Genomic DNA, 20,152 nt, shown 5'->3' on the forward strand with positions numbered 1-20,152 from the left:
ATGGAAACTGTGAAACTCGCCACCCGCCGCTGGTGGTACATCATGCCTATCGTGTTTATCACCTACAGCCTGGCGTACCTGGATCGCGCCAACTACGGCTTCGCCGCGGCCTCCGGCATGGCCGAAGACTTGATGATCACCCCCGGCATGTCGTCGTTGCTGGGCGCGCTGTTTTTTCTTGGCTACTTTTTCTTCCAGGTGCCGGGTGCGATCTACGCGCAAAAACGCAGCGTTAAAAAGCTGATTTTCGTCAGCCTGATTCTGTGGGGCAGCCTGGCCACACTGACCGGCGTGGTGTCCAACGCCTATATGCTGATCGCCATTCGCTTCATGCTCGGCGTGGTCGAAGCGGCGGTGATGCCGGCGATGCTGGTGTACCTGTGCCACTGGTTTACCCGTGCCGAACGCTCACGCGCCAACACCTTCCTGATCCTCGGCAACCCGGTGACCATGATGTGGATGTCGGTGGTGTCGGGCTACCTGGTGCAGCACTTCAGCTGGCGCTGGATGTTTATCATCGAAGGCCTGCCGGCGGTGATCTGGGCGTTTATCTGGTGGAAGCTGGCGGATGAAAAACCCGCCGACGCCAAGTGGCTGAGCGAACAACATAAACAAGACCTGCAAAGCGCCCTGGCCGCCGAACAGGTCGGGATCAAAGCGGTGAAGAACTACGCTGAAGCCTTTCGTTCGCCCAAGGTGATCATCCTGGCGCTGCAGTTTTTTTGCTGGAGCATCGGCGTGTATGGCTTTGTGCTGTGGCTGCCGTCGATCCTCAAGGCCGGCTTGCAGATGGACATGGTCGAAGCCGGTTGGCTTTCGGCGCTGCCGTACCTGGCGGCGGTGATCGGTATGCTGGCGGTGTCGTGGGGCTCGGACAAGCTGCAAAAACGTAAACGCTTTGTGTGGCCGCCGCTGCTCATCGCGTCTATCGCCTTCTACGCATCCTACGCGCTGGGCGCTGAGCACTTCTGGTGGTCCTACACCCTACTGGTCATCGCCGGCGCATGCATGTATGCGCCCTACGGTCCGTTTTTCGCCATCGTCCCGGAAATCCTCCCGGCCAACGTCGCCGGTGGCGCCATGGCGCTGATCAACAGCATGGGCGCACTCGGCTCGTTCGGCGGTTCGTACTTGGTCGGTTACCTCAATAGCAGCACCGGCTCACCCGGCGCCTCGTACCTGCTGATGAGCGGCGCGCTGATGTTTGCCGTGGTGTTGACGATTTTCCTCAAGCCCGGCGTCAGTGATCGCGTGCCGGTGCCAACCCTGGAGTTGAAGGTAAAAACCTCATGAAAAAGTCTGTGGTCCTGTACAAAAAACTTTCCGCGCCGTTGATGGCCCGCTTGCACGAACACGTCGACGTGACCCTGATCGACGCCCTCGACGAACCCGGCCTGGCCCGGCTGCGTGACGCCTTGCCCGGCGCCCATGGCCTGTTGGGTGCCAGCCTGCGCCTGGATGCCGAGCTGCTCGACCTGGCGCCCAAGCTCGAAGCGGTGGCCAGTGTGTCGGTGGGCGTCGACAACTACGATATCGACTACCTGACCCAGCGCGGCATTCTGCTCAGCAATACCCCGGATGTGCTGACCGAAACCACCGCGGACACCGGTTTCGCGCTGATCCTGGCCACCGCCCGCCGGGTGGTCGAGCTGGCCGATATGGTGCGTGCCGGGCAGTGGAACAAGAACATTGGCCCGGCGCATTTCGGCACCGATGTGCATGGCAAGACCCTGGGCATTATCGGCATGGGCCGCATCGGCGAAGCGCTGGCTCAGCGTGGGCATTTTGGTTTTGGCATGCCGGTGATTTACCACAGTCATTCGCCCAAGCCGCGGGTCGAGGAGCGCTTTGGGGCGCAGTTTCGTAGCTTGCCGGAGTTGCTGCAGCAGGCTGATTTTGTGTGCCTGACGTTGCCGCTCACGGCTGAAACCGAAAAGCTGATTGGCGCGCGTGAGTTTGGGTTGATGGGGCCGGAGACGATTTTCATCAATATCTCGCGTGGCAAGGTGGTGGATGAAGCGGCGCTGGTTGAGGCGCTGCAACAGCGCACAATTCGGGCGGCGGGGTTGGATGTGTTTGAGCGCGAGCCTCTGAATCATGACTCGCCTTTGTTGCGCCTGAACAATGTGGTGGCCACGCCGCATATCGGTTCGGCGACCCACGAGACGCGGGAGGCGATGGCCGCTTGCGCGGTGGAAAATTTGCTGATGGCGCTGGCTGGGGAGCGGCCGGACAATCTGGTTAATCCGAGTGTGTATGTTCGGTGACTGGCACCCTGTTGTGTACATATCCGTTGCTGCGGTAACGGCTGAGTAGGGTTCCGCTCTTACAGCGGGTCACTTTTGCAAGGACGCAAAAGTAACCAAAAAGTCCTCGCCCCAACACTCGGGGCCTCGCTTAGGCTCGGCATGCCCGCAATCCGACAGTGATTTGGGGGGCCGCCGCGATGGGCCATCCTTGGCCCAGCGCGGCTAAACCGGCATCCCTGCCGGTTTACCCCCCAAATCACTGTCAGATTCCGGCCATCGTGTGTGACGGGGCGATTTCAGATCAAGATCAAAAGCGCAGATCAAAAGACCGCTGACTTCGTCATCGAAAAGGATGTAAGGGCCAGAGCAACAGCAACAGCAACAGCAACAGCAACAGCAACAGCAACAGCAACAGCAACAGCAACAGCAACAGCAACAGCAAAGCCATACTCGGTCAACTGTGGGAGCTGGCTTGCCTGCGATGGCATCAACTCTGTGTACCTGATGTACCGAGGTGTCTGCATCGCAGGCAAGCCAGCTCCCACAGAAAAGCTGCTCTTCAGTGTATGCAAAACCGCTTTTGCTTTTGATTCAACCACTCAGGTCGGCTTTCAGGCCGCCGTGCTGTAGATCTTGATCTTGATTTTGATCTGAGACGCCCCGTTAACCACGCTGGCCGAACGCAGGCTTGAATCCGTGGGTAACCCGGCAGGACGCCGGGTTAGCCGCGCTGGGCCAAGGATGGCCCATCGCGGCGGCCCACGGATTCAAGCCGGAGTGCGGGCATGCCGAGCCTAGGCGAGGCACCGAGTGGTGGGGCGAAGACCTTTTGGTTACTTTTGGGGCGTTTGCCAAAAGTGACCCGCTGTAAGAGCGGAACCATAAGCCGCCGTTACCCGAATAACGGATATGTACACCGACAAACCGCCACAGCAGGCAACCCAGCTCCCACACTTAAAGGCCCTAACCCTCAAATCAAATCAACGCAACGCCCGGCGCAGCACCTTACCCACCGTGGTCTTGGGCAACTCAACACTGCGAAACTCCACATACTTGGGCACCTTGTACCCCGTAAGATATTCACGGCAATGGGCCAGGATCTGCTCCTGGGTCAAGCTCGGGTCCTTGCGCACCACGATGATCTTGACCTTCTCCCCCGTCACCGGATCTTCCACCCCAATCGCCGCCACCTCCCCCACACCGGGATGCAACGCCACCACGTCTTCAATCTCATTCGGATACACGTTAAACCCCGAAACCAGGATCATGTCTTTCTTGCGATCCACCAGACGAATATACCCCCGCTCATCCATCACCCCAATGTCCCCGGTGGAAAGCCAGCCCTCAGCATCCAACACTTCAGCCGTTTCTTTGGGCCGTTTCCAGTACCCCTGCATCACCTGCGGGCCACGCACTTGCAGTTCACCCTGCTCGCCAATCTCCGCCAGCTCGCCATCCTCGCGCATAAACCGCACCCAGGTCGACGGCAGCGGTACGCCGATGCTGCCGGTGAATTCCATCTCGCGCATGCGGGCAATATTGATCGGGCTGATACTCACCACCGGCGAGCACTCGGTCAGCCCATAACCTTCAATGATCGGCAGCCCAGTGACCTCCTTCCAGCGTTTGGCCACCGCTGTGTGCGTGGCCATGCCACCCGCAATCACCATGCGCAGGTCAGAAAAATCCCGCGCACAGAACTCTTTGTTTTCGAGCAAACCGTTAAACAAAGTGTTGACCCCGGCAATGCCATTGAAGCGCTCCTTGCGCAAAATCATCTGCACCCGTTTCACATCCCGTGGGTTGGCAATCAGGATGTTGCGCCCGCCCAGGCACATAAACATCAGGCAGTTCACCGTCAGCGAAAAGATGTGATAGAGCGGCAGCAAGGTCACGTTGGTTTCCTGCTTGTCCTGGTCCAACTGATCCCCGACCCAGGCCTTGGCTTGCAGCAAATTGGCGATGATATTGCGATGGCTGAGCATCACGCCCTTGGCATCCCCCGTAGTGCCGCCGGTGTATTGCAAAAACGCCAGCTCGTCGAGGTGCATCTCCACCGGAAAATGGTTCAGCGCCCGTCCCTGTTTCAACACGTTGTTGAAGCGCACCGCGCCAGGCAGGTGAAATTTTGGCACCTGTTTTTGCACGCGACGCAGGATGAAGTTCATCGCCGCGCCTTTGAAAGTGCCCAGCAGGTCGCCAATGGCCGCGACTACCACGCGTTTGACACGGCTGCCCTGCGCGACTTTTTCAAAGGTGTGGGCGAAGTTTTCAAAGATCACCAGGGTTTCGGCTTCGCTGTCCTTGAGCAAATGCTTGAGTTCATGGGAGGTGTACAAAGGGTTGACGTTGACCACCACCGCACCGGCCAGGATCGTGCCCAGCAGGCAGATCGGGTACTGCAAGCAATTGGGCATCATCAGTGCCACCCGGTCGCCCTTTTTCACGCCCTGGCCCTGCAACCACGCGGCAAACGCCTGGCCTTGCACCTGCCAGTCGGCGTAGGTCATTTCGGTGCCGATGCTGACGTAGGCGACCCGTTCGCGGAATTTTTCCAGGTGCTCCAGGAACACCTCGCGCAGCGACGAGTAGGCCTCGATACCGGCCTCGATGTCCGCCGGCACGCCCGGCAAGTAGGCGTTCAACCAGACCCGTTCGGTGTGTTCCTGGCTTACAGCGTTCATGGCAGTCTCCTTATTGTTGTTTTTGATCAGGCTATTTTTCGACGATGGCGGTAATGCCCAGCCCGCCTGCTGCACAAATCGAAATCAGGCCGCGCCCACCACCGTTCTCATGGATGGTTTTGGCCAACGCCGCCAGTTGCCGGCCACCGGTGGCGGCAAACGGATGGCCACAGCCCAGCGAGCCACCATTCACGTTCATCTTGCTGCGGTCGATGGCGCCCAGCGGTGCCTCCAAGCCTAGACGCTCGCGGCAATACTCGGGGTCTTCCCACGCCTTGAGCGTGCACAGCACTTGGGCGGCAAAGGCTTCGTGAATTTCAAAAAAATCAAAGTCGGCAAACCCCAGGCCCTCACGCTTGAGCATGCGCGGCACGGCATACGCCGGGGCCATCAACAAGCCTTCGGTGCCGTCGACAAAGTTCACCGCGGCGGTTTCGCCAGTACGCAGGTAGGCAAGCACCGGCAACCCCTGCTCGGCAGCCCAGGCTTCGCTGGCCAGCAAGACCACTGAGGCGCCATCGGTCAGCGGCGTGGAGTTACCCGCCGTGAGCGTGCCGTTTTGGCGGTCGTAGGCAGGCGATAGCCCGGCGAGCTTCGCAAGGCTGGCATCGGCACGCAGGTTGTTGTCGCGCGCCAGCCCGCGATAAGGGCTGATCAGGTCATCGAAAAAGCCGCGTTGGTAGGCCGCATCCAGGCGCTGGTGGCTGGTGAGGGTCAGCTCATCCTGGGCCAGGCGTTTGATCTGCCAGCGCTTGGCCATTTCTTCGCAGTGTTCACCCATGGACAAACCGGTACGCGGCTCGCCATTGCGCGGCAGCAACGGCTTGAAAAACATCGACGGGCGCACCTTGAGCAAGGCCTTCACCTTGGCGCCCATGCCCTTGGCGCGATTGGCCGCCAGCAAGGTGTGGCGCAGCGATTCGTTGATGCCGATGGGCGCATCGGAAGTGGTATCGGCACCGCCGGCGATGCCCACTTCGATCTGGCCGAGGGCAATCTTATTGGCGACCAGCAGGGCCGCCTCCAGCCCAGTGCCGCAAGCCTGTTGCACGTCGTAGGCAGGTGTGTCTGGCGACAGCGTGGTAGACAGCAACGCCTCACGCGCCAGGTTGAAATCCCGCGAATGCTTGATCACCGCGCCCGCAGCAAACTCGCCCAGACGCTGGCCGTGCAGGTTATAGCGCTCGATCAGGCCTTGCAGGGCTGCCACCAGCAGGTCCTGATTGCTGTCGTGGGCATAGACGGTGTTGGAGCGGGCAAACGGGATACGGTTGCCGCCGATAATCGCCACACGGCGGGTCGGGGCCGGGTTGAAGCTGTAGTCACTCATTCGTGGCTCTCTTTCCAAATAAATAGCCCACGCATATGCGGTTTATCACCGGCACCATTGCGCACTTCTCACTCACGGCGCGGCCCGGTCACCGGGCGGCTCCACAGTGCAACCTGGCCGGGCAGGAAGATCGGCAGCTTGAAGTCGCAATGCGCTTGCGCCTGATCCAGCCCGCCCGGCGGTTGCTGCGCCGCCAGTGCGCGGCCCAGGGTCCACATGCCATGGGCGATGGCGCGGCGAAAGCCGAAGATCCTGGCGCCGATCACTGAGGTGTGAATCGGGTTGAAATCCCCCGAGACTTTGGCAAACCGGCGCCCCAGGTCGGCCGGCAGCACCCAGCGCTGGGTACGCAGCAGGCCATCTTCCTGCAGGGGCAACACGTCTTCCCAAGGCTCACCAACCGGGTCTTTGACGTCTCGGCGCAGGTACAGGCTGTCGCTTTCCCACACCAACGTATCCGCCGCAAAGGCGCGGGTGGCGATGCTCAGCGCCTGGCCCTTGGGGTGCGCCACCCAGCGTTCGCAATACACTTCCAGGCGCAAGGCCTGGCCTTCGTGCAAACGCTGGTGCTGACGAATGCGATTGGCCAGGTGCACCATGCCACTGGCCGGGTACGGAAAGCTCGGCCGGGTCAGCAGCATCAGGTGCAAGGGAAACGCCAGCACATGCGGGTAAGACAGCGGCACGCCCTGCTCACGGCGAAAACCGCAGGCGCGGCCATAGGCGGCGATGCCAGTGGCGCTCAGCTCCACCGCCGAGCGCACCAGCCGTTCCGCAGGCAATGGCGGCGGCCCGTCGAGCTTGGGTTTGCGCAGCGCACGCACGCCGTCCAGCAACAACTGGGTGCGTGACGGTGGCGGGTCGATGATCTGCGTCACATAGTCCATAGCTCAGGCTCCCAGCAGGCTTTGGCCGCACACGCGCACCACCTGGCCATTGACCCCGCCGGACGCCGGGTGCGCCAGCCAGGCGATGGTCTCGGCCACATCGATCGGCTGCCCGCCCTGGGACAGTGAGTTCATGCGCCGCCCGGCCTCACGAATCATCAGCGGGATTTTGGCGGTCATCTGGGTTTCGATAAAACCCGGTGCCACCGCGTTCACAGTGACTTGCAGCGCGGCCGCCTGCGGCGCCAGACCTTGCACCAGGCCAATCACGCCCGCCTTGGAGGTGGCGTAGTTGCTTTGCCCGAGGTTGCCGGCAATACCGGAAATCGACGACACGCACACAATCCGCCCGCCAGGGTTCAAGCCCTGGCCTTCCAACAGTGCGGTGCTGAGTTGCAACGGCGCTTCGAGGTTGACCGCCAGCACACTGCGCCATGCGGCTTCGGTCATCTTGGCGATGGTCTTGTCGCGGGTGATCCCGGCGTTGTGCACCACCACATCGAATGCGCCGTATTGGCTGACATGCGCCTGCAACAGCGCGGCCGCATCGGCTGCGGTAATGTCCAACGGCAAGGCCGAGCCGTTCACGCTGTCGGCGGCTTGCTGCAGCGCAGCCTGGGCTTGGGGCACGTCCACGCACACCACATGGGCGCCATCGCGAGCCAGCACCTGGGCGATCGCCAAGCCAATGCCACGGGAAGCGCCGGTGACCAGGGCACGGCGACCGGCGAAGGGCTTGTCCCAGTTCGCCGCCACCTGGGCGTCCACGGGTTTTTCCAGGCGCACCACCTGGCCCGACACATAGGCCGAGCGGCGCGACAAAAAGAACCGCAGGCTGCTGTCCAGCGCGCCTTCTGCGCCCGGCGCCACGTAGATCAACTGCACCGTGATTGCCCGGCGCAATTCCTTGGCCAGCGAGCGCACCAGCCCCTCAAGGGCACGCTGGGCGATGGCCTGGGGCAGGTCCTGGCAATGTTCCGGCGCCGTGCCGAGCACCACCACGCGGCCGTGCTGGCTTAGGCGCTTGGCATTAGCGTGAAAGAACACGTAGAGCTCGTCGAGTTGTTGCAGGTCAAGCACGGCCGTGGCGTCGAACACCGCGCCCTGCACCTTGACCGTGGACGGCGCCTTGAGGGTTGCCGGGGTGGCGGCGACGGTGTCGGTGTCTTTGAAAAGCTGTTGCACCTGCGCACCCAGGCGCCCTGCCCCGGCGATAATCACCGGGTTGGCCAGGCCTTGCTGGCCGCTGCGGTGGCGTTGCAAGGGCAAAGGTTGCGGCAGGCCGATGGCTTGGGCCAGGCGCCGACCCCAGGGGGAATTGACGAAGGATAGGTAGCTGTCACTCATAAAACATTCTTTCCCTGTAAACCCGATCCAGTGTGGGAGCTGGCTTGTTGTGGCTAGGAAGCTTGTTGTGGCGAGGGAGCTTGCTCCCGTTCGACAGCGTAGCTGGAGCCCGCTTTTGGGGGCGCTTCGCACCCCAGCGCAAGCAAGCTTGCTCGCCACAACAAGCTTGCTCTCCACAACAAGCCAGCTCCCACACTGACCGTGTTAATTAACTGAGGCGTTTTCGCTTTGGCTGCTGCGGCGCTTGGTCGTCGGCTCAAAGGCTTGCTTGCGTTGCTGCAAAGCCTCCAACAAGCCAAAATCCTGCGGGAAGTCGTCAACCTGAATACCGTGGTCGGCATATTCCACGTAACGCCCGAGCAAGCTGTCTTCCTCATCGCTGATCAAATCCAGCGCCCGCGCCTTGACCCGCCAGCCGGTGAAAGCCGTGGCGGAAATCGGCATCGGTTCGATCAGGCCTTGCTTGATCGCCGGCTTGAGCCGCGCCTCGATCAACTCCACCTGCGGCAACAACCGGAAGCCCAATTCGCCATAGGCGAGCTTGTCGATTTCCGGGCGCGGAATGTAGGAATTGGCCAGCAAGCGGTCGCGGGTTTCGCCGGGGGTTTGCACCACCTCCGCCACCTGGGCCAGCAGGCGGTCCGAGGGTTTGTGCTGGGGAATACCGAACGGGAAACTCAAGGCACGCACCACGGCTGCCGCAGGTTTCGATGGGTAGTTGTCGAGCACTTCGTTCAGGGCTTCATGGGCGCGCAGCAACGCGTCCTGGGCCGACCAGTGCACCAGCGGCAAGTCGGCCTGGGGCCGCCCGTCGTCCTCAAAGCGCTTGAGCACGCAGGACAAGATGTACAGCTGCGAAAGAATATCGCCCAGGCGCCCGGTGATACTTTCCTTGCGCTTGAGCGCACCGCCGAGCACGCCCATGGACACATCCGAGATCAATGCCAGCACCACCGACAGCCGATTGGCCTGGCGGTAGTAGGACGCCAGCGCCGGGTCGGTCTTGGCCGGTGCGGCGATCAAGCGCCCGCCGGTCAGCGAATGCACCGCAGCACGCACGGTATTGGCCAGCACGAAACTCAGGTGGCCAAACATCGCGCTGTCGAAGGCTTCCAAGGCTTTGCGTCGATCCGGGTTGTGCGCCGCTTCCATCTCGCGGAACACATATGGATGGCAACGAATCAGGCCCTGGCCAAAGATGATCAGGCAGCGCGTCATGATGTTCGCGCCCTCTACCGTGATCGCAATCGGGCTTTGCTGGTAGGCGCGGGCCAGAAAGTTGTTGGGCCCCATGCAGATGCCCTTGCCGGCCACGATGTCCATGCCATCGTTGACGATGATGCGCGCGCGCTCGGTGACGTGGTACTTGGCAATCGCCGAGATCACCGAGGGCTTTTCACCGGCATCCAAAGACGCCACCGAGACCTTGCGCACCGCATCGCAGGCATACAAATGCCCGGCCATGCGCGCCAAGGGCGCCTGCACGCCTTCGAACTTGCCGATGGGCAGGCCGAACTGCTTGCGCATCGCCGCATAAGCCGTGGTGCCGCGTACCGCCACCTTGCCCAGGCCGACGTTGGCCGAAGGCAGCGAAATCGCGCGCCCGGCCGCCAGGCACTCCATCAGCATGCGCCAGCCATTGCCGACCTGTTCGCGGCCGCCAATCACCCATTCCAGCGGAATGAACACATCCTTGCCGGTGGTCGGCCCGTTCTGGAATACCGCGTTCAGCGGCCAATGCCGACGACCGCTGTTCACGCCCGGATGAGAGGTCGGGATCAATGCGCAGGTAATCCCCAGCGAACCAGCCTTGCCGAGCAGACCGTCCGGGTCTTCGGCGCGAAACGCCAGGCCCAGCACCGTGGCAATCGGGCCGAGGGTGATGTAGCGCTTGTCCCAGGTCACTTTGAAACCCAGCACTTCCTCGCCTTCGTGCATGCCCTTGCAGACAATGCCCAAGTCCGGAATCGCGCCGGCATCGGAACCGGCATACGGGCTGGTGAGGGCAAAACACGGGATGTCTTCGCCGCGTGCCAGGCGCGGCAAATAGTAATTGCGCTGGGCATCGGTGCCGTAATGCAGCAGCAGTTCAGCCGGGCCGAGGGAGTTGGGCACCATCACCGAAATCGCCGCCGCCGAGCAACGCGTCGACAGCTTCATCACCACCTGCGAATGCGCATAGTGGGAGAAGCCTTTGCCGCCGTACTGCTTGGGAATGATCATGCCCAGGAACCCGGCGTCCTTGGTGTACTGCCAGCCTTCGGGCGACATGTCCTGCCAGACCTGGGTGGTTTCCCAGTCGTTGGCGATGTCGCAGAGGGTTTCCACTTCGTTGTCGAGGAACGCCTGTTCTTCAGCGCTCAGGCTGGCCGGCGCGGCTTGCAGCAGACGCTGCCAGTTGGGCTTGCCGCTGAACAGCTCGGCGTCCCACCACACGGTGCCGGACTCGATGGCGGCGCGCTCGGTATCGGACATCGCCGGCATGATCGTACGAAACAGGCCCAGGGCCTTGCTGGTCAGCAGTGTGCGGCGCAGCGGCTTGATCGTCATCAGCACGGCGGGCAATACCACCAGGATGGCCGCGACGCTGGCGCCAAAGCCTGCGACCCCATTGAACAGATAACCAAGCGCCAGCCAGACCAGGCCGACGCCCAGCCACAGGGCCGCGGCGGCTTGTCGATAGGCCAGGGCAATCGCGGCGGCGACACCCATCAATAACCAGATAACCATGGGGATACCTCTACTCAATTCAGGGTATGGCATGCGCGTCGCTCGTTCAGGATGAACGAGGGCGTAAAGCCACACTACAAACTTGAAAGGACAAATTCAAATTTTGTTTTGAAATTTTTATTTAATACTTTGACCAAAAAAAAGCGGCCGAACGCCTCAGCCAAAAACCCAGGGATGAAACGCTGCAGGTCGAGCGCATCAAGATGCGCTTGACTCCCTCGCCTGCAGCGGCACAACAGGATCAGAATTTATACGTGGCCGACACACTCACCACGTCGCCGGAAGATTCCGCCGTGCCGTCCAGTTGGCCTTCACCAAGGCGATCGACGTTTTTGGTCTTGAGGTTGACCTTCTGCACGAATTGGTGGGAATACGCCGCGTCCAGCGACAGGCCAGGTACGGCCTTGATGTCATAACCGGCACCAAAGGCAAGGAAGTAACGATCACCGTCGGGAATCCGTGGGTCACGCGTGGAGTTACGTGTAGGCGTCTGGTCATAGGCGACACCCGCGCGCAATGTCAGCTCATCCGTGGCTTTGTAGTCACCACCGATAGAGGTCATCCACGAGTTTTTGTAGTTGTACGGAATCGCAACAATCGTGGTGCCCTGGGACTTGAGTGTCAGGTCCTGGAAGGACGACCATTCGGTCCAGGTTGCGCTCATGCCCAAGGTCCAACGGTCGTTGAATTGGTGCACCCAATCAATCGACGCAGTGGCGGGAATATCCAACTGAGTACTTGCGTGGGCACCGTCCGGGAACAGTTTCAAGCCTGGGTAGGCCAATTCCACCAGCGTTTCGCCATTCGGCCCTTGTGGAGCAGTCATGGCATTCCTGCCGATCGCATCGGTTTTAATGTTGTACTTGCCAGTCATCTTGTTCTTGATTTTGGCGTGATAGTTCAAGCCGAGGGTATCTCTGTCGGTCGGCTTCCAAACCACGCCACCGAACCAGCCTACCGAAATGTTATCCACTTTGACCCGGATCAGCGACTCGCCCACGCCGGATGGAAATGCCGCCCCGCCAAGCCCTGGAGACACAGCGGCAGCGGCTAACAAGTCCACGTTCTGGCTGACGAAGCCCTGGCTACGCTGAACAATTGCACCACCACCGATGGAGAACTGATCGTTGACCTTGAACGACAGCGAACCTGTCAGGCCAACCGTTTCGATTTTGGTATCGACGGCAAAATCACGAAACTTGGAGTTCTCATTCCAAGTCGTGCGCATGCCCTGTGGCACCACCTGACTCAAGCCAAACGCAAACCGGTCGCCCATGGGAATAACCAGGAACCCGGTCGGCAGCCACGCGGTAAAACCACCTTGGCCACCGTCGTTGTTGTTCAACACCGGGTCGCCCATGGCGCCTTGATCATCGAGCACGGGCGTATTAGTCACAGGGTTGCCGGCATAGTCATACGCCTGGCCGCTGTATTTGATTTTGACGCGTGCGTAGTCAACCGTTTGTTGTGCAATGGTGGAGTCGATAAATGCCATCGCCGCCGGGTTGTTGTACGCGGCACTGGGATCGTTCTTGAACAGCGAACCACCACCAAATGCTCGGCCCCAGCCAGGAGCGCCATAGGTTGGCGTAGAGAAACCGCCCGCCTGTACGGTGCCCGTGGTCATCAAGCCGCCCAGCAGGGCCAGGCCCAATAACGTGTGAGCGTGTTGTTTCTTATTATTCATGCGGCACTCCTTATTATTATTTACGCCCGGCCCCTGCCGGTGGGTCGTGTGCTACAGCGCGTGGTTAAAGAACGCGCCTGTTCTGATGCGGGTAATGCATTCAGGGATTGGTCGTAATCGAACCGGTCAACGTGGCGTTCAACGACACCAGCGTGCAGTTGCCAGCCATGGCTTGATTGGCGCCGCTCAACACATGCGATGCGTTGTCCCAGGAGGCCACAACATTGGTGGGACCGCAGTGGGTAGTGTCAGCCCCCCAAAGGTTGCGCATCGTGAACCCCACATTGTTGATGACGCCTTGGTTGGTGCTGCTCAGATTCACGGTCCACGGTAAGTCGACAGGTTTGAATAAGGCGCAAAGCGCATTCGCCGCCGGGATGACGCTGTTGATAGTGGCGACGCCATTGGCGTCAATTGTTCCCGAGAGACTCAAACCACACGTCATGGCCCCTTGGAAGGTGGCCGGCGATTTCAATACAACACTGGCATTGGTACTGCTGAACGGACCCGGCGGGCTGAAACCTGCCGCGCACACTGCCGATGAAACCACGCCCAGGGCGACTATCATTGAACCCAGGAGGGCTGTTTTTCTAAGGCTTTGCATTGTCATGTTCCCCAGACAATAAACACCGAATCCAACCGGCTCCGCCGGTGGTTTTCCCGCAGCCGGCACCTCGTGGGAGGCACCGGCCTTTCTACGGGTGATCAGCCCTTACGGAGTGACGCGCTTACGGGTTAACCGACAGCGTCGGAGCCACGACACTCAGGGAAACCACGGTGCAGTTGCCGCTCAGCGATTGGTTGGCAGCCGACAGGGTCTTGGTGCCTGGAGTCCATGCCACAGCGATAGGGGTAGGACCGCAGTTGGTGGCCGGGATCGAGGTGATCTTGTAGCCGACATTGGTCACGGTACCGGTGGTGCCCGTTGCAGCAGTGAGCACCCAAGGCAGGTTGGTCAGGGTAGGCAAACCGCACAGGCCGCCACCGGTCAAGGTGGCACCATTGATAGAAGCCACGCCACCGCTAACGTTGCCGGTAAAGGTGATGCCGCAGGTCACCGCAGCACCGAAGGACGAAGGCGACTTCACCACGATGGTGCCGGGGTTAGTCGAGAACGGGCCATCCGGAGTGATGGAAGCCGCACTGGCCATCGAAGCCGCGCCAAAGCACAGAGCAAAAGAAGTTGCACAAACGAGGGTTTTCAAGCTTTTCATTGTTTTTCCTCACATGTTATGGCGAGTCATTTCGCCAGGGGTAATGGCCATGATCGAGAGGTCACGGTGAAACTGCAGAACTTCCCTTTCCAGCCAAATTTCAATGCAGGTACCGCTACAGTTTTAGAATTCGTTTATTCGACCACTTTGAAGGTCGGCGGCATCTTGATCGACACCGTCTTGATCTTGCAGTCTTCGCCAATCGGCACATTGGCGGCTTCCAACTTGCCGGTGGCATTGTCCCAAGTGCCGTCGGCGGTCGACGGGCCGCACTTGCCGCCTAAACCGAAGGCATGCACATCCACGCTGATGTTCGACATCGAGCCGCTTTTAGTGTCTTTGGCAATGAGTACCCAAGGTAAGTTGATGGCCTCGACACGGCTGCATTTAAGGCCGCCGTCGAATTCAACTTTGTCGACATTCACCGACGTGCCATCGGCCGCGACCTTGCCGGCCACCTTGATGGTGCAGTCGGCGCTGATCAGCGCGCCTTTGGAAAAGCTGATCGGGCCTTGGGCCGTAAAGGCGCTGCCGGCCGGCTCGATACGCGCAGCCTGGGCGTGTTGGTAAACCATCAGGCCCAGTGCGGCCAGGATGACATGGGCAGTAAAGGTGGCAGGGCTTTGCATGGTGTACGTCCTTCCCTTGAATTTATTGTTGTAGGGTCAAACCACTAACTTGCAATAAAACCGATGAATCCTGGGCGATGAAGGCCTGCGCGGTACACAGACCCCGAGTTCACCCACACACGCGTTAGTTCAGATTAAAACGGCGTCGCGCTGTTGCTGTACTTCTCCAGATACTTCAACCGCTGTGAGGGTTGAAGATTGGTCAGGGTGATATCCCCGGCATAGTGGTTCAATACACGGTGGTCCATGCGACGTCGCCATAAGTACGGCACGTAGGCCCAGACAATCATGCTGGCGTAACCGTAAGGCAGTTGCGGCGATTCATCGAAGTGGCGCAGCGACTGGTAACTGCGGGTCGGGTTGGCATGGTGATCGGAGTGGCGCTGAAGTTGGAACAGAAAGATATTGGTGACAATCCGATTACTGTTCCACGAATGCCGAGGCGAACAACGCTCATAACGACCATTGGGCAACTTCTGGCGTTTAAGCCCGTAGTGCTCGACGTAGTTGACCACTTCCAGCAACGAGAACCCGTAAATGCCCTGGATGATCAGGAACGGAATCACCGCTGCGCCCAACCAGGCAATCATCGCCCCCCACAGCACCAGGCTGTACATCCAGGCGCTGAGCACCGCGTTCTTCCAGTGCAAGGCCGGCAGGCCGAGTTTGCGCAGGCGTTCGCGCTCCAGGTTCCAGGCCGACACAGCGCTGAACCACACTGAGCGCGGCAGGAATGCCCAGAAACTCTCACCCAGGCGCGAGCTGGCCGGGTCTTCCGGGGTGGCGACGCGTACATGGTGGCCACGGTTGTGTTCGGTGTAGAAGTGCCCGTAGAAGGTCGGCGCCAGGGTAACTTTGGCCAGGAACACTTCCAGCGGCTTGGGCTTGTGCCCCAGTTCGTGAGCGGTGTTGATAGCAATGCCGGTGGCGGCACCGGTGGACATGGCCATGCCCAGGTAAGTGAACCAGCTCACTGAGCCATGCAGTTCGGTGCGCGCGGTAATGAACGCGGCGGTTTTAGCCAGCCAGCTCGACGGCTCAAAGTGGGCAGTGGCGTTGAGTAGACCGCCGCTGATGATCCAGTCGATGCCGCCGGCGGCGAGCCAGCCGGTGATCACCACCGACGAGATGACGAACAGCACACCGGTGTAGACGATCCAGCGGTAATAGCTTTGCGATTCGAGGTGGTTGACGGCGGATTCGGGTGGGTTACTGACGTCTTCACCGAGCAGGCCATCGATCAGCGGGATAAGGCCGAAGATCACCAGCACACCGACCCACCACAGTTGCTGTACGCCGGTGGACATCGCCAGGGCGCCGGACAGCAATGGGGTTGCCAGCGGCATGATGCCGAGCCACCACAGGTGACGCTTGCCGTCGGTCCAGACGGTTGGGCTTGCCATAGTCTGATTCATGGCAGCCTCCGAACGAGGCAGATTGGACATGCGATAAAAGGCGTTTTTTTCATTATTTTATTCGCTCTTAGGCACTTCAAAAACTGTTTCAAATTACACATTGAAATAATTTTTTAAAATTAATAGCGCGGAATCGTTAGGTCGTCAACTAGTTTCTCGAAGGCTTTTTTACGTGACCGGGCAGTCTCTTTTTCAGCCGTTTGGTCAGGTGTCTAAAGCAGGCATCGACGCCGTTGAACCGCGAGTCGGGTGGCACAATTATTTACCCTGCTACTTACCCACTAGGGCCAATGGCGTGTGCGGCAGCGGGTCGTTTTGCGGCGGTTTGACGCGCTTGGCAATCTGCTCCACCACCGCCACCACACGCTCTGTGGCGGTGATCGGCAGCATATGGCCCCTGCCCTCCACCACTTGCAGCTTCAGCCCCGGCACCTTGCTGGCCAGGGCCTGGCCGTGCTTCTGAAAGTCCAGCACCTTGTCGCGCGCGCCATAGATCAGGCCGATGGGCAGGGTCAGTTGCGGGTAGCGCTTGACCATGTCCGGCAAGTGATCGTTGACCGTGTTGATCTCGGTGGAGGCGGCGTAGAAGTTGTCCGCGCGCATCCCCAGCAAACCGCCGCCACGCGTGGCGAAGTCCGGTGGCGCGGCGTCCGGAGCGAACACGCCCTTGACCACCGAACCTTTGGTCAACAGCCCCACAGGCATGGTCAGGGTCTGCGACATCCAGCGCCGGAGCCAGGCCGGGCGCACGGCCAGGGACAGGAACACCAGCGGCAACAGGCGCTGCGGGTGGGTCAGCGGCGCGACCAGAATCAACCCCGACACTGCATGGGGATGATCAAGCGCCAGCGCCAGGGCAATCGCACCGCCAAGGGAATGCCCCAGCACCAGCGGCTTATCCAGGTCGAGTGTCTTGATAAATGCGGCGATTTGCCGGGCCTGGGCCGGCAGGTCTGCCGCCGTGTGGGCGCCACGGCTGGAATAGCCGGAGCCTGGTCGGTCCAGGGTGATCACCCGAAAGCGCTCACGTAATTGCCCGGACAACGCATAGGTGAGGTTGCGACTGCTGCCCATCAGCCCGTGAATCATCACCAGCGGTGGGCCTTTACCTTCTTCGACATAGTGAAAGCGCTCGCCATCGACCTCGACGAAACGCCCGTTGATCGGAACGGTGGCTTCTATACGCCGTGTCATCCAGGCACTAAAGCCCCACAACAGCGCACTGGCGCCCACCACCACACCCGCAGCGACAACCCATTCAACCGCCATAGCTTGGTCCTCTGCTTCCCTGCTGCTGCTCCCTGACCGGTATTGGTCAAGGCCTCAGCCACCGTCCACACCCTGGACCCGGACTTGCTGCACAGCGTGCGCGTCTGTCGGACAAGGCGCACATTACGAACAAGGTCCTAGCGTAGGCGATATTTTCAGGTAGATTATTTAAAATCTTTTTTAAAATAATTAATTCATTTTTTCTTTGCAATGGTGTTCTATCTAAAAGACAAAACAAAAACAGGAGCACATCTGATGCCCATGAGGGACAGCCTATGAATGCCCACAGTGATTCCATCGACATCGCCATCATCGGTTCAGGCTTTGCCGGCCTGTGCATGGCGATCAAACTCAAGGAAGCCGGGCTTACCGACTTCTTTATCGCCGAGCAGGCCGACACCCTCGGCGGCACCTGGCGTGACAACCATTACCCGGGCTGCGCCTGCGACGTGCAGTCCCATGTGTATTCGTTTTCGTTTGCGCCCAACCCCAACTGGACCCGGCAATTCGCGCCGCAGGCGGAGATCCGCGCTTACCTTGAGCAATGCGCGCAGCGGTTCGGGCTGGCGCCTTATTTGCGCTTCGGCATGGGCCTGCAACGCGCGGTGTTTGATGAGCAGCAGCAACGCTGGCAACTGAGTTTCAGCGATGGCCGCCAGGTCAGCGCGCGGGTGCTGGTGTCGGGCATGGGCGGCCTGTCGCGTCCGGCGTTGCCGGATATTCCAGGACTGGACAGCTTCAAGGGCAAACGCTTCCACTCCCAGCACTGGGATCACGACTATTCGTTGAAAGGCAAGCGCGTAGCGGTGATCGGCACCGGCGCCAGTGCGATCCAGTTCGTGCCGCAGATCGCGCCGCAGGTGGCGCACTTGGACCTGTTCCAGCGCAAGCCACCGTGGATCATGCCCAAGCCGGATCGCGAGATTTCAAGGCTCGAACGCTGGGCCTTCAAACACCTGCCGTTTACCCAACGTCTGGTGCGCGGCGCTTTTTACTGGGCGCTGGAAGGCCGCGTGGTGGGTTTTGCCCTGCACCCACGGTTGATGAAGATGGTACAGAAGATCGCCCTGCGGCACCTGCGCAAACAGGTGGCGCGCCCTTCCCTGCGCAAAACCCTGACGCCCGACTACACCATCGGCTGCAAGCGCGTACTGATCTCCAATGACTATTACCCGGCGCTGTCACGCAGCAATGTCGAGGTGGTCACCGACACCGTGCTGCGCATCGAAGCCGACGGCGTGATCACCAGCGACGGCATCAAGCACCCGGCCGACTGCCTGATTTTCGGCACCGGCTTCCAGGCCACCGACCCGCTGCCCCGCGACTGCATCATCGGTCGCGACGGTGTCGACTTGATGGACGCTTGGCGCGATGGCGCCCATGCCTATAAAGGCACGACGGTGCCGGGTTATCCCAACCTGTTCCTGATTGTCGGGCCTAATACGGGCCTGGGGCATAATTCGATGATCCTGATGATCGAGGCCCAGGTCAGCTACATCCTCGATGCGCTCAAGCACATGCAGCACCAGCGCATTGCCACGGTCGAGGTCAAACCTGCCATCGAACAGGCTTACAACCAGCAACTGCAGGACAAGCTCAAGCGCACCATCTGGAACACCGGTGGTTGCCAAAGTTGGTACCTGGACCCGCGCACCGGCAAAAACACCACGCTGTGGCCCGGATCGACCTGGCGTTTCAAACAGGTCACCCGGCACTTTGCCCTCAAGGACTACCTCGCCAACCCGTTGCCGGCCTCTGCGCCGCGTGCGGTAGTGGCCCCGCAACCCACCGTAGAAGGCAGCCTGTCATGAAGTCATTCAATGGCCGCGTGGCGGCAATCACCGGCGCAGCTTCCGGTATGGGTCGCGCCCTGGCACTCGCATTGGCGCGTGAAGGCTGCCACCTGGCGCTTTCGGACAAGAACAGCCAAGGCTTGGAACACACCTTGGCGCTGATCAAAACGTCGACCTTGTCGCCGGTCATGATCACCACCCACGTCGTCGATGTGGCCGACCGCCAGGCCATGGAGGATTGGGCCGCACGCTGCATGGCCGAGCATGGCCAGGTCAACCTGATTTTCAATAATGCCGGCGTGGCGCTATCGAGTACCGTCGAGGGCGTGGACTATGCCGACCTTGAGTGGATCGTCGGCATCAATTTCTGGGGCGTGGTGCATGGCACCAAGGCGTTTCTGCCGCACCTCAAAGCCAGCGGCGACGGGCATGTGGTCAACACCTCCAGCGTGTTCGGCCTGTTCGCCCAGCCAGGCATGAGCGGCTACAACGCGACCAAGTTTGCCGTGCGCGGCTTTACCGAATCGCTGCGCCAGGAGCTCGACCTGCAAGGCTGCGGTGTGTCCGCCACCTGCGTACACCCTGGCGGCATTCGCACCGATATCTGCCGCAGCAGCCGTATCGACGCGAACATGACCGGCTTTCTGATCCACAACGAGCAACAGGCCCGCGCCGACTTCGAAAAACTCTTCATCACCGACGCCGACCAGGCCGCCAAGGTGATTCTGCAAGGCGTACGCAAGAACAAGCGCCGCGTGCTGATCGGTCGCGACGCGTATTTTCTCGACCTGCTCGCCCGTTGCCTGCCGGCGGCCTATCAAGCCCTTGTGGTGTTCGCCAGCAAGCGTATGGCGCCCAAACCACGCACGCCGGTGTTCGAAACCAACGACGAAACCCGTCTCTGAACAGGAGCACGCA

General features: G+C 60.5%; 14 protein-coding genes and 1 pseudogene. 4 read left to right on the plus strand and 11 right to left on the minus strand.

From position 1 onward, the window contains the following. Both P5706_RS18160 and P5706_RS18165 read left to right on the plus strand, forming a co-directional pair. The gene (locus P5706_RS18160; RefSeq protein WP_285680617.1) at nucleotides 1–1,293 is read left to right on the plus strand and encodes an MFS transporter; all 1,293 of its coding nucleotides are present in this window, start codon (nucleotides 1–3) and stop codon (nucleotides 1,291–1,293) included. Then, complete coding sequence (locus tag P5706_RS18165) at nucleotides 1,290–2,267, plus strand: 2-hydroxyacid dehydrogenase (protein ID WP_285680619.1); 978 nt, start codon at nucleotides 1,290–1,292, stop codon at nucleotides 2,265–2,267. The genes P5706_RS18160 and P5706_RS18165 overlap by 4 nt, the downstream gene beginning before the upstream one ends. A gap of 962 nt (nucleotides 2,268–3,229) precedes the next feature. Here the strand turns inward: P5706_RS18165 and P5706_RS18170 are convergent. The 11 genes and pseudogenes from P5706_RS18170 to P5706_RS18220 all read right to left on the minus strand — a co-directional run bounded on the left by P5706_RS18170 (nucleotide 3,230) and on the right by P5706_RS18220 (nucleotide 17,441). Continuing rightward, a complete protein-coding gene (locus tag P5706_RS18170) occupies nucleotides 3,230–4,933 on the minus strand; it encodes an AMP-binding protein (RefSeq protein WP_285680621.1) in 1,704 nt (567 codons plus the stop codon). A gap of 31 nt (nucleotides 4,934–4,964) precedes the next feature. After that, nucleotides 4,965–6,263 (minus strand): acetyl-CoA C-acetyltransferase, encoded by a 1,299-nt coding sequence (locus P5706_RS18175; RefSeq protein ID WP_285680623.1) that lies wholly within the window; start codon nucleotides 6,261–6,263, stop codon nucleotides 4,965–4,967. Further along, a pseudogene (locus tag P5706_RS18180) lies at nucleotides 6,260–7,150 on the minus strand (MaoC/PaaZ C-terminal domain-containing protein). The gene P5706_RS18175 and the pseudogene P5706_RS18180 overlap by 4 nt, the downstream one beginning before the upstream one ends. Before the next feature lie 3 nt (nucleotides 7,151–7,153). Beyond that, nucleotides 7,154–8,497: a 3-oxoacyl-ACP reductase gene (locus P5706_RS18185; protein ID WP_285680625.1), complete on the minus strand. Its 1,344-nt coding sequence runs from the start codon at nucleotides 8,495–8,497 to the stop codon at nucleotides 7,154–7,156. 204 nt (nucleotides 8,498–8,701) lie between these two features. Then, on the minus strand, nucleotides 8,702–11,227 hold the full coding sequence (locus tag P5706_RS18190; protein ID WP_285680627.1) for an acyl-CoA dehydrogenase: 2,526 nt from the start codon (nucleotides 11,225–11,227) through the stop codon (nucleotides 8,702–8,704). Nucleotides 11,228–11,468: 241 nt separating this feature from the next. Next, nucleotides 11,469–12,914 (minus strand): outer membrane protein transport protein, encoded by a 1,446-nt coding sequence (locus P5706_RS18195; protein ID WP_200434387.1) that lies wholly within the window; start codon nucleotides 12,912–12,914, stop codon nucleotides 11,469–11,471. A gap of 100 nt (nucleotides 12,915–13,014) precedes the next feature. Next, the gene (gene praB, locus P5706_RS18200; RefSeq protein ID WP_285680630.1) at nucleotides 13,015–13,518 is read right to left on the minus strand and encodes an alkane oxidation protein activator PraB; all 504 of its coding nucleotides are present in this window, start codon (nucleotides 13,516–13,518) and stop codon (nucleotides 13,015–13,017) included. Nucleotides 13,519–13,642: 124 nt separating this feature from the next. After that, nucleotides 13,643–14,128: an alkane oxidation protein activator PraB gene (gene praB / locus P5706_RS18205; protein WP_200434385.1), complete on the minus strand. Its 486-nt coding sequence runs from the start codon at nucleotides 14,126–14,128 to the stop codon at nucleotides 13,643–13,645. 134 nt (nucleotides 14,129–14,262) lie between these two features. Next, the gene (gene praA, locus P5706_RS18210; RefSeq protein ID WP_065912133.1) at nucleotides 14,263–14,757 is read right to left on the minus strand and encodes an alkane oxidation protein activator PraA; all 495 of its coding nucleotides are present in this window, start codon (nucleotides 14,755–14,757) and stop codon (nucleotides 14,263–14,265) included. A 134-nt stretch (nucleotides 14,758–14,891) separates the two neighbouring features. Continuing rightward, complete coding sequence (locus P5706_RS18215) at nucleotides 14,892–16,172, minus strand: alkane 1-monooxygenase (protein ID WP_285680636.1); 1,281 nt, start codon at nucleotides 16,170–16,172, stop codon at nucleotides 14,892–14,894. A gap of 270 nt (nucleotides 16,173–16,442) precedes the next feature. After that, nucleotides 16,443–17,441, minus strand: a complete 999-nt coding sequence (locus P5706_RS18220; protein WP_285680638.1) for an alpha/beta fold hydrolase — start codon at nucleotides 17,439–17,441, stop codon at nucleotides 16,443–16,445. Nucleotides 17,442–17,716: 275 nt separating this feature from the next. Here P5706_RS18220 and P5706_RS18225 point away from each other — a divergent pair, with 275 nt between their 5' ends. Together P5706_RS18225 and P5706_RS18230 are read left to right on the plus strand one after the other, a co-directional pair. Next, nucleotides 17,717–19,252, plus strand: coding sequence for a flavin-containing monooxygenase (locus P5706_RS18225; RefSeq protein WP_285680640.1), 1,536 nt, complete (start codon nucleotides 17,717–17,719; stop codon nucleotides 19,250–19,252). Next, a complete protein-coding gene (locus P5706_RS18230; RefSeq protein WP_200434381.1) occupies nucleotides 19,249–20,139 on the plus strand; it encodes an SDR family NAD(P)-dependent oxidoreductase in 891 nt (296 codons plus the stop codon). The genes P5706_RS18225 and P5706_RS18230 overlap by 4 nt, the downstream gene beginning before the upstream one ends. Nucleotides 20,140–20,152 lie beyond the last annotated feature (13 nt).

This window comes from Pseudomonas sp. ChxA (genome assembly GCF_030263855.1).
In the GTDB taxonomy this organism is placed as follows: domain Bacteria; phylum Pseudomonadota; class Gammaproteobacteria; order Pseudomonadales; family Pseudomonadaceae; genus Aquipseudomonas; species Aquipseudomonas fluorescens_CB.

Coding starts and splice junctions, on each gene's coding strand:
- P5706_RS18175 (WP_285680623.1), bottom strand. CDS start 6,263: ATGAGTGACTACAGCTTCAACCCGGCCCCGACCCGCCGTGTGGCGATT.
- P5706_RS18165 (WP_285680619.1), top strand. CDS start 1,290: ATGAAAAAGTCTGTGGTCCTGTACAAAAAACTTTCCGCGCCGTTGATG.
- P5706_RS18170 (WP_285680621.1), bottom strand. CDS start 4,933: ATGAACGCTGTAAGCCAGGAACACACCGAACGGGTCTGGTTGAACGCC.
- P5706_RS18220 (WP_285680638.1), bottom strand. CDS start 17,441: ATGGCGGTTGAATGGGTTGTCGCTGCGGGTGTGGTGGTGGGCGCCAGT.
- praA (WP_065912133.1), bottom strand. CDS start 14,757: ATGCAAAGCCCTGCCACCTTTACTGCCCATGTCATCCTGGCCGCACTG.
- P5706_RS18160 (WP_285680617.1), top strand. CDS start 1: ATGGAAACTGTGAAACTCGCCACCCGCCGCTGGTGGTACATCATGCCT.
- P5706_RS18230 (WP_200434381.1), top strand. CDS start 19,249: ATGAAGTCATTCAATGGCCGCGTGGCGGCAATCACCGGCGCAGCTTCC.
- praB (WP_285680630.1), bottom strand. CDS start 13,518: ATGCAAAGCCTTAGAAAAACAGCCCTCCTGGGTTCAATGATAGTCGCC.
- P5706_RS18215 (WP_285680636.1), bottom strand. CDS start 16,172: ATGAATCAGACTATGGCAAGCCCAACCGTCTGGACCGACGGCAAGCGT.
- P5706_RS18225 (WP_285680640.1), top strand. CDS start 17,717: ATGAATGCCCACAGTGATTCCATCGACATCGCCATCATCGGTTCAGGC.
- P5706_RS18195 (WP_200434387.1), bottom strand. CDS start 12,914: ATGAATAATAAGAAACAACACGCTCACACGTTATTGGGCCTGGCCCTG.
- praB (WP_200434385.1), bottom strand. CDS start 14,128: ATGAAAAGCTTGAAAACCCTCGTTTGTGCAACTTCTTTTGCTCTGTGC.
- P5706_RS18190 (WP_285680627.1), bottom strand. CDS start 11,227: ATGGTTATCTGGTTATTGATGGGTGTCGCCGCCGCGATTGCCCTGGCC.
- P5706_RS18185 (WP_285680625.1), bottom strand. CDS start 8,497: ATGAGTGACAGCTACCTATCCTTCGTCAATTCCCCCTGGGGTCGGCGC.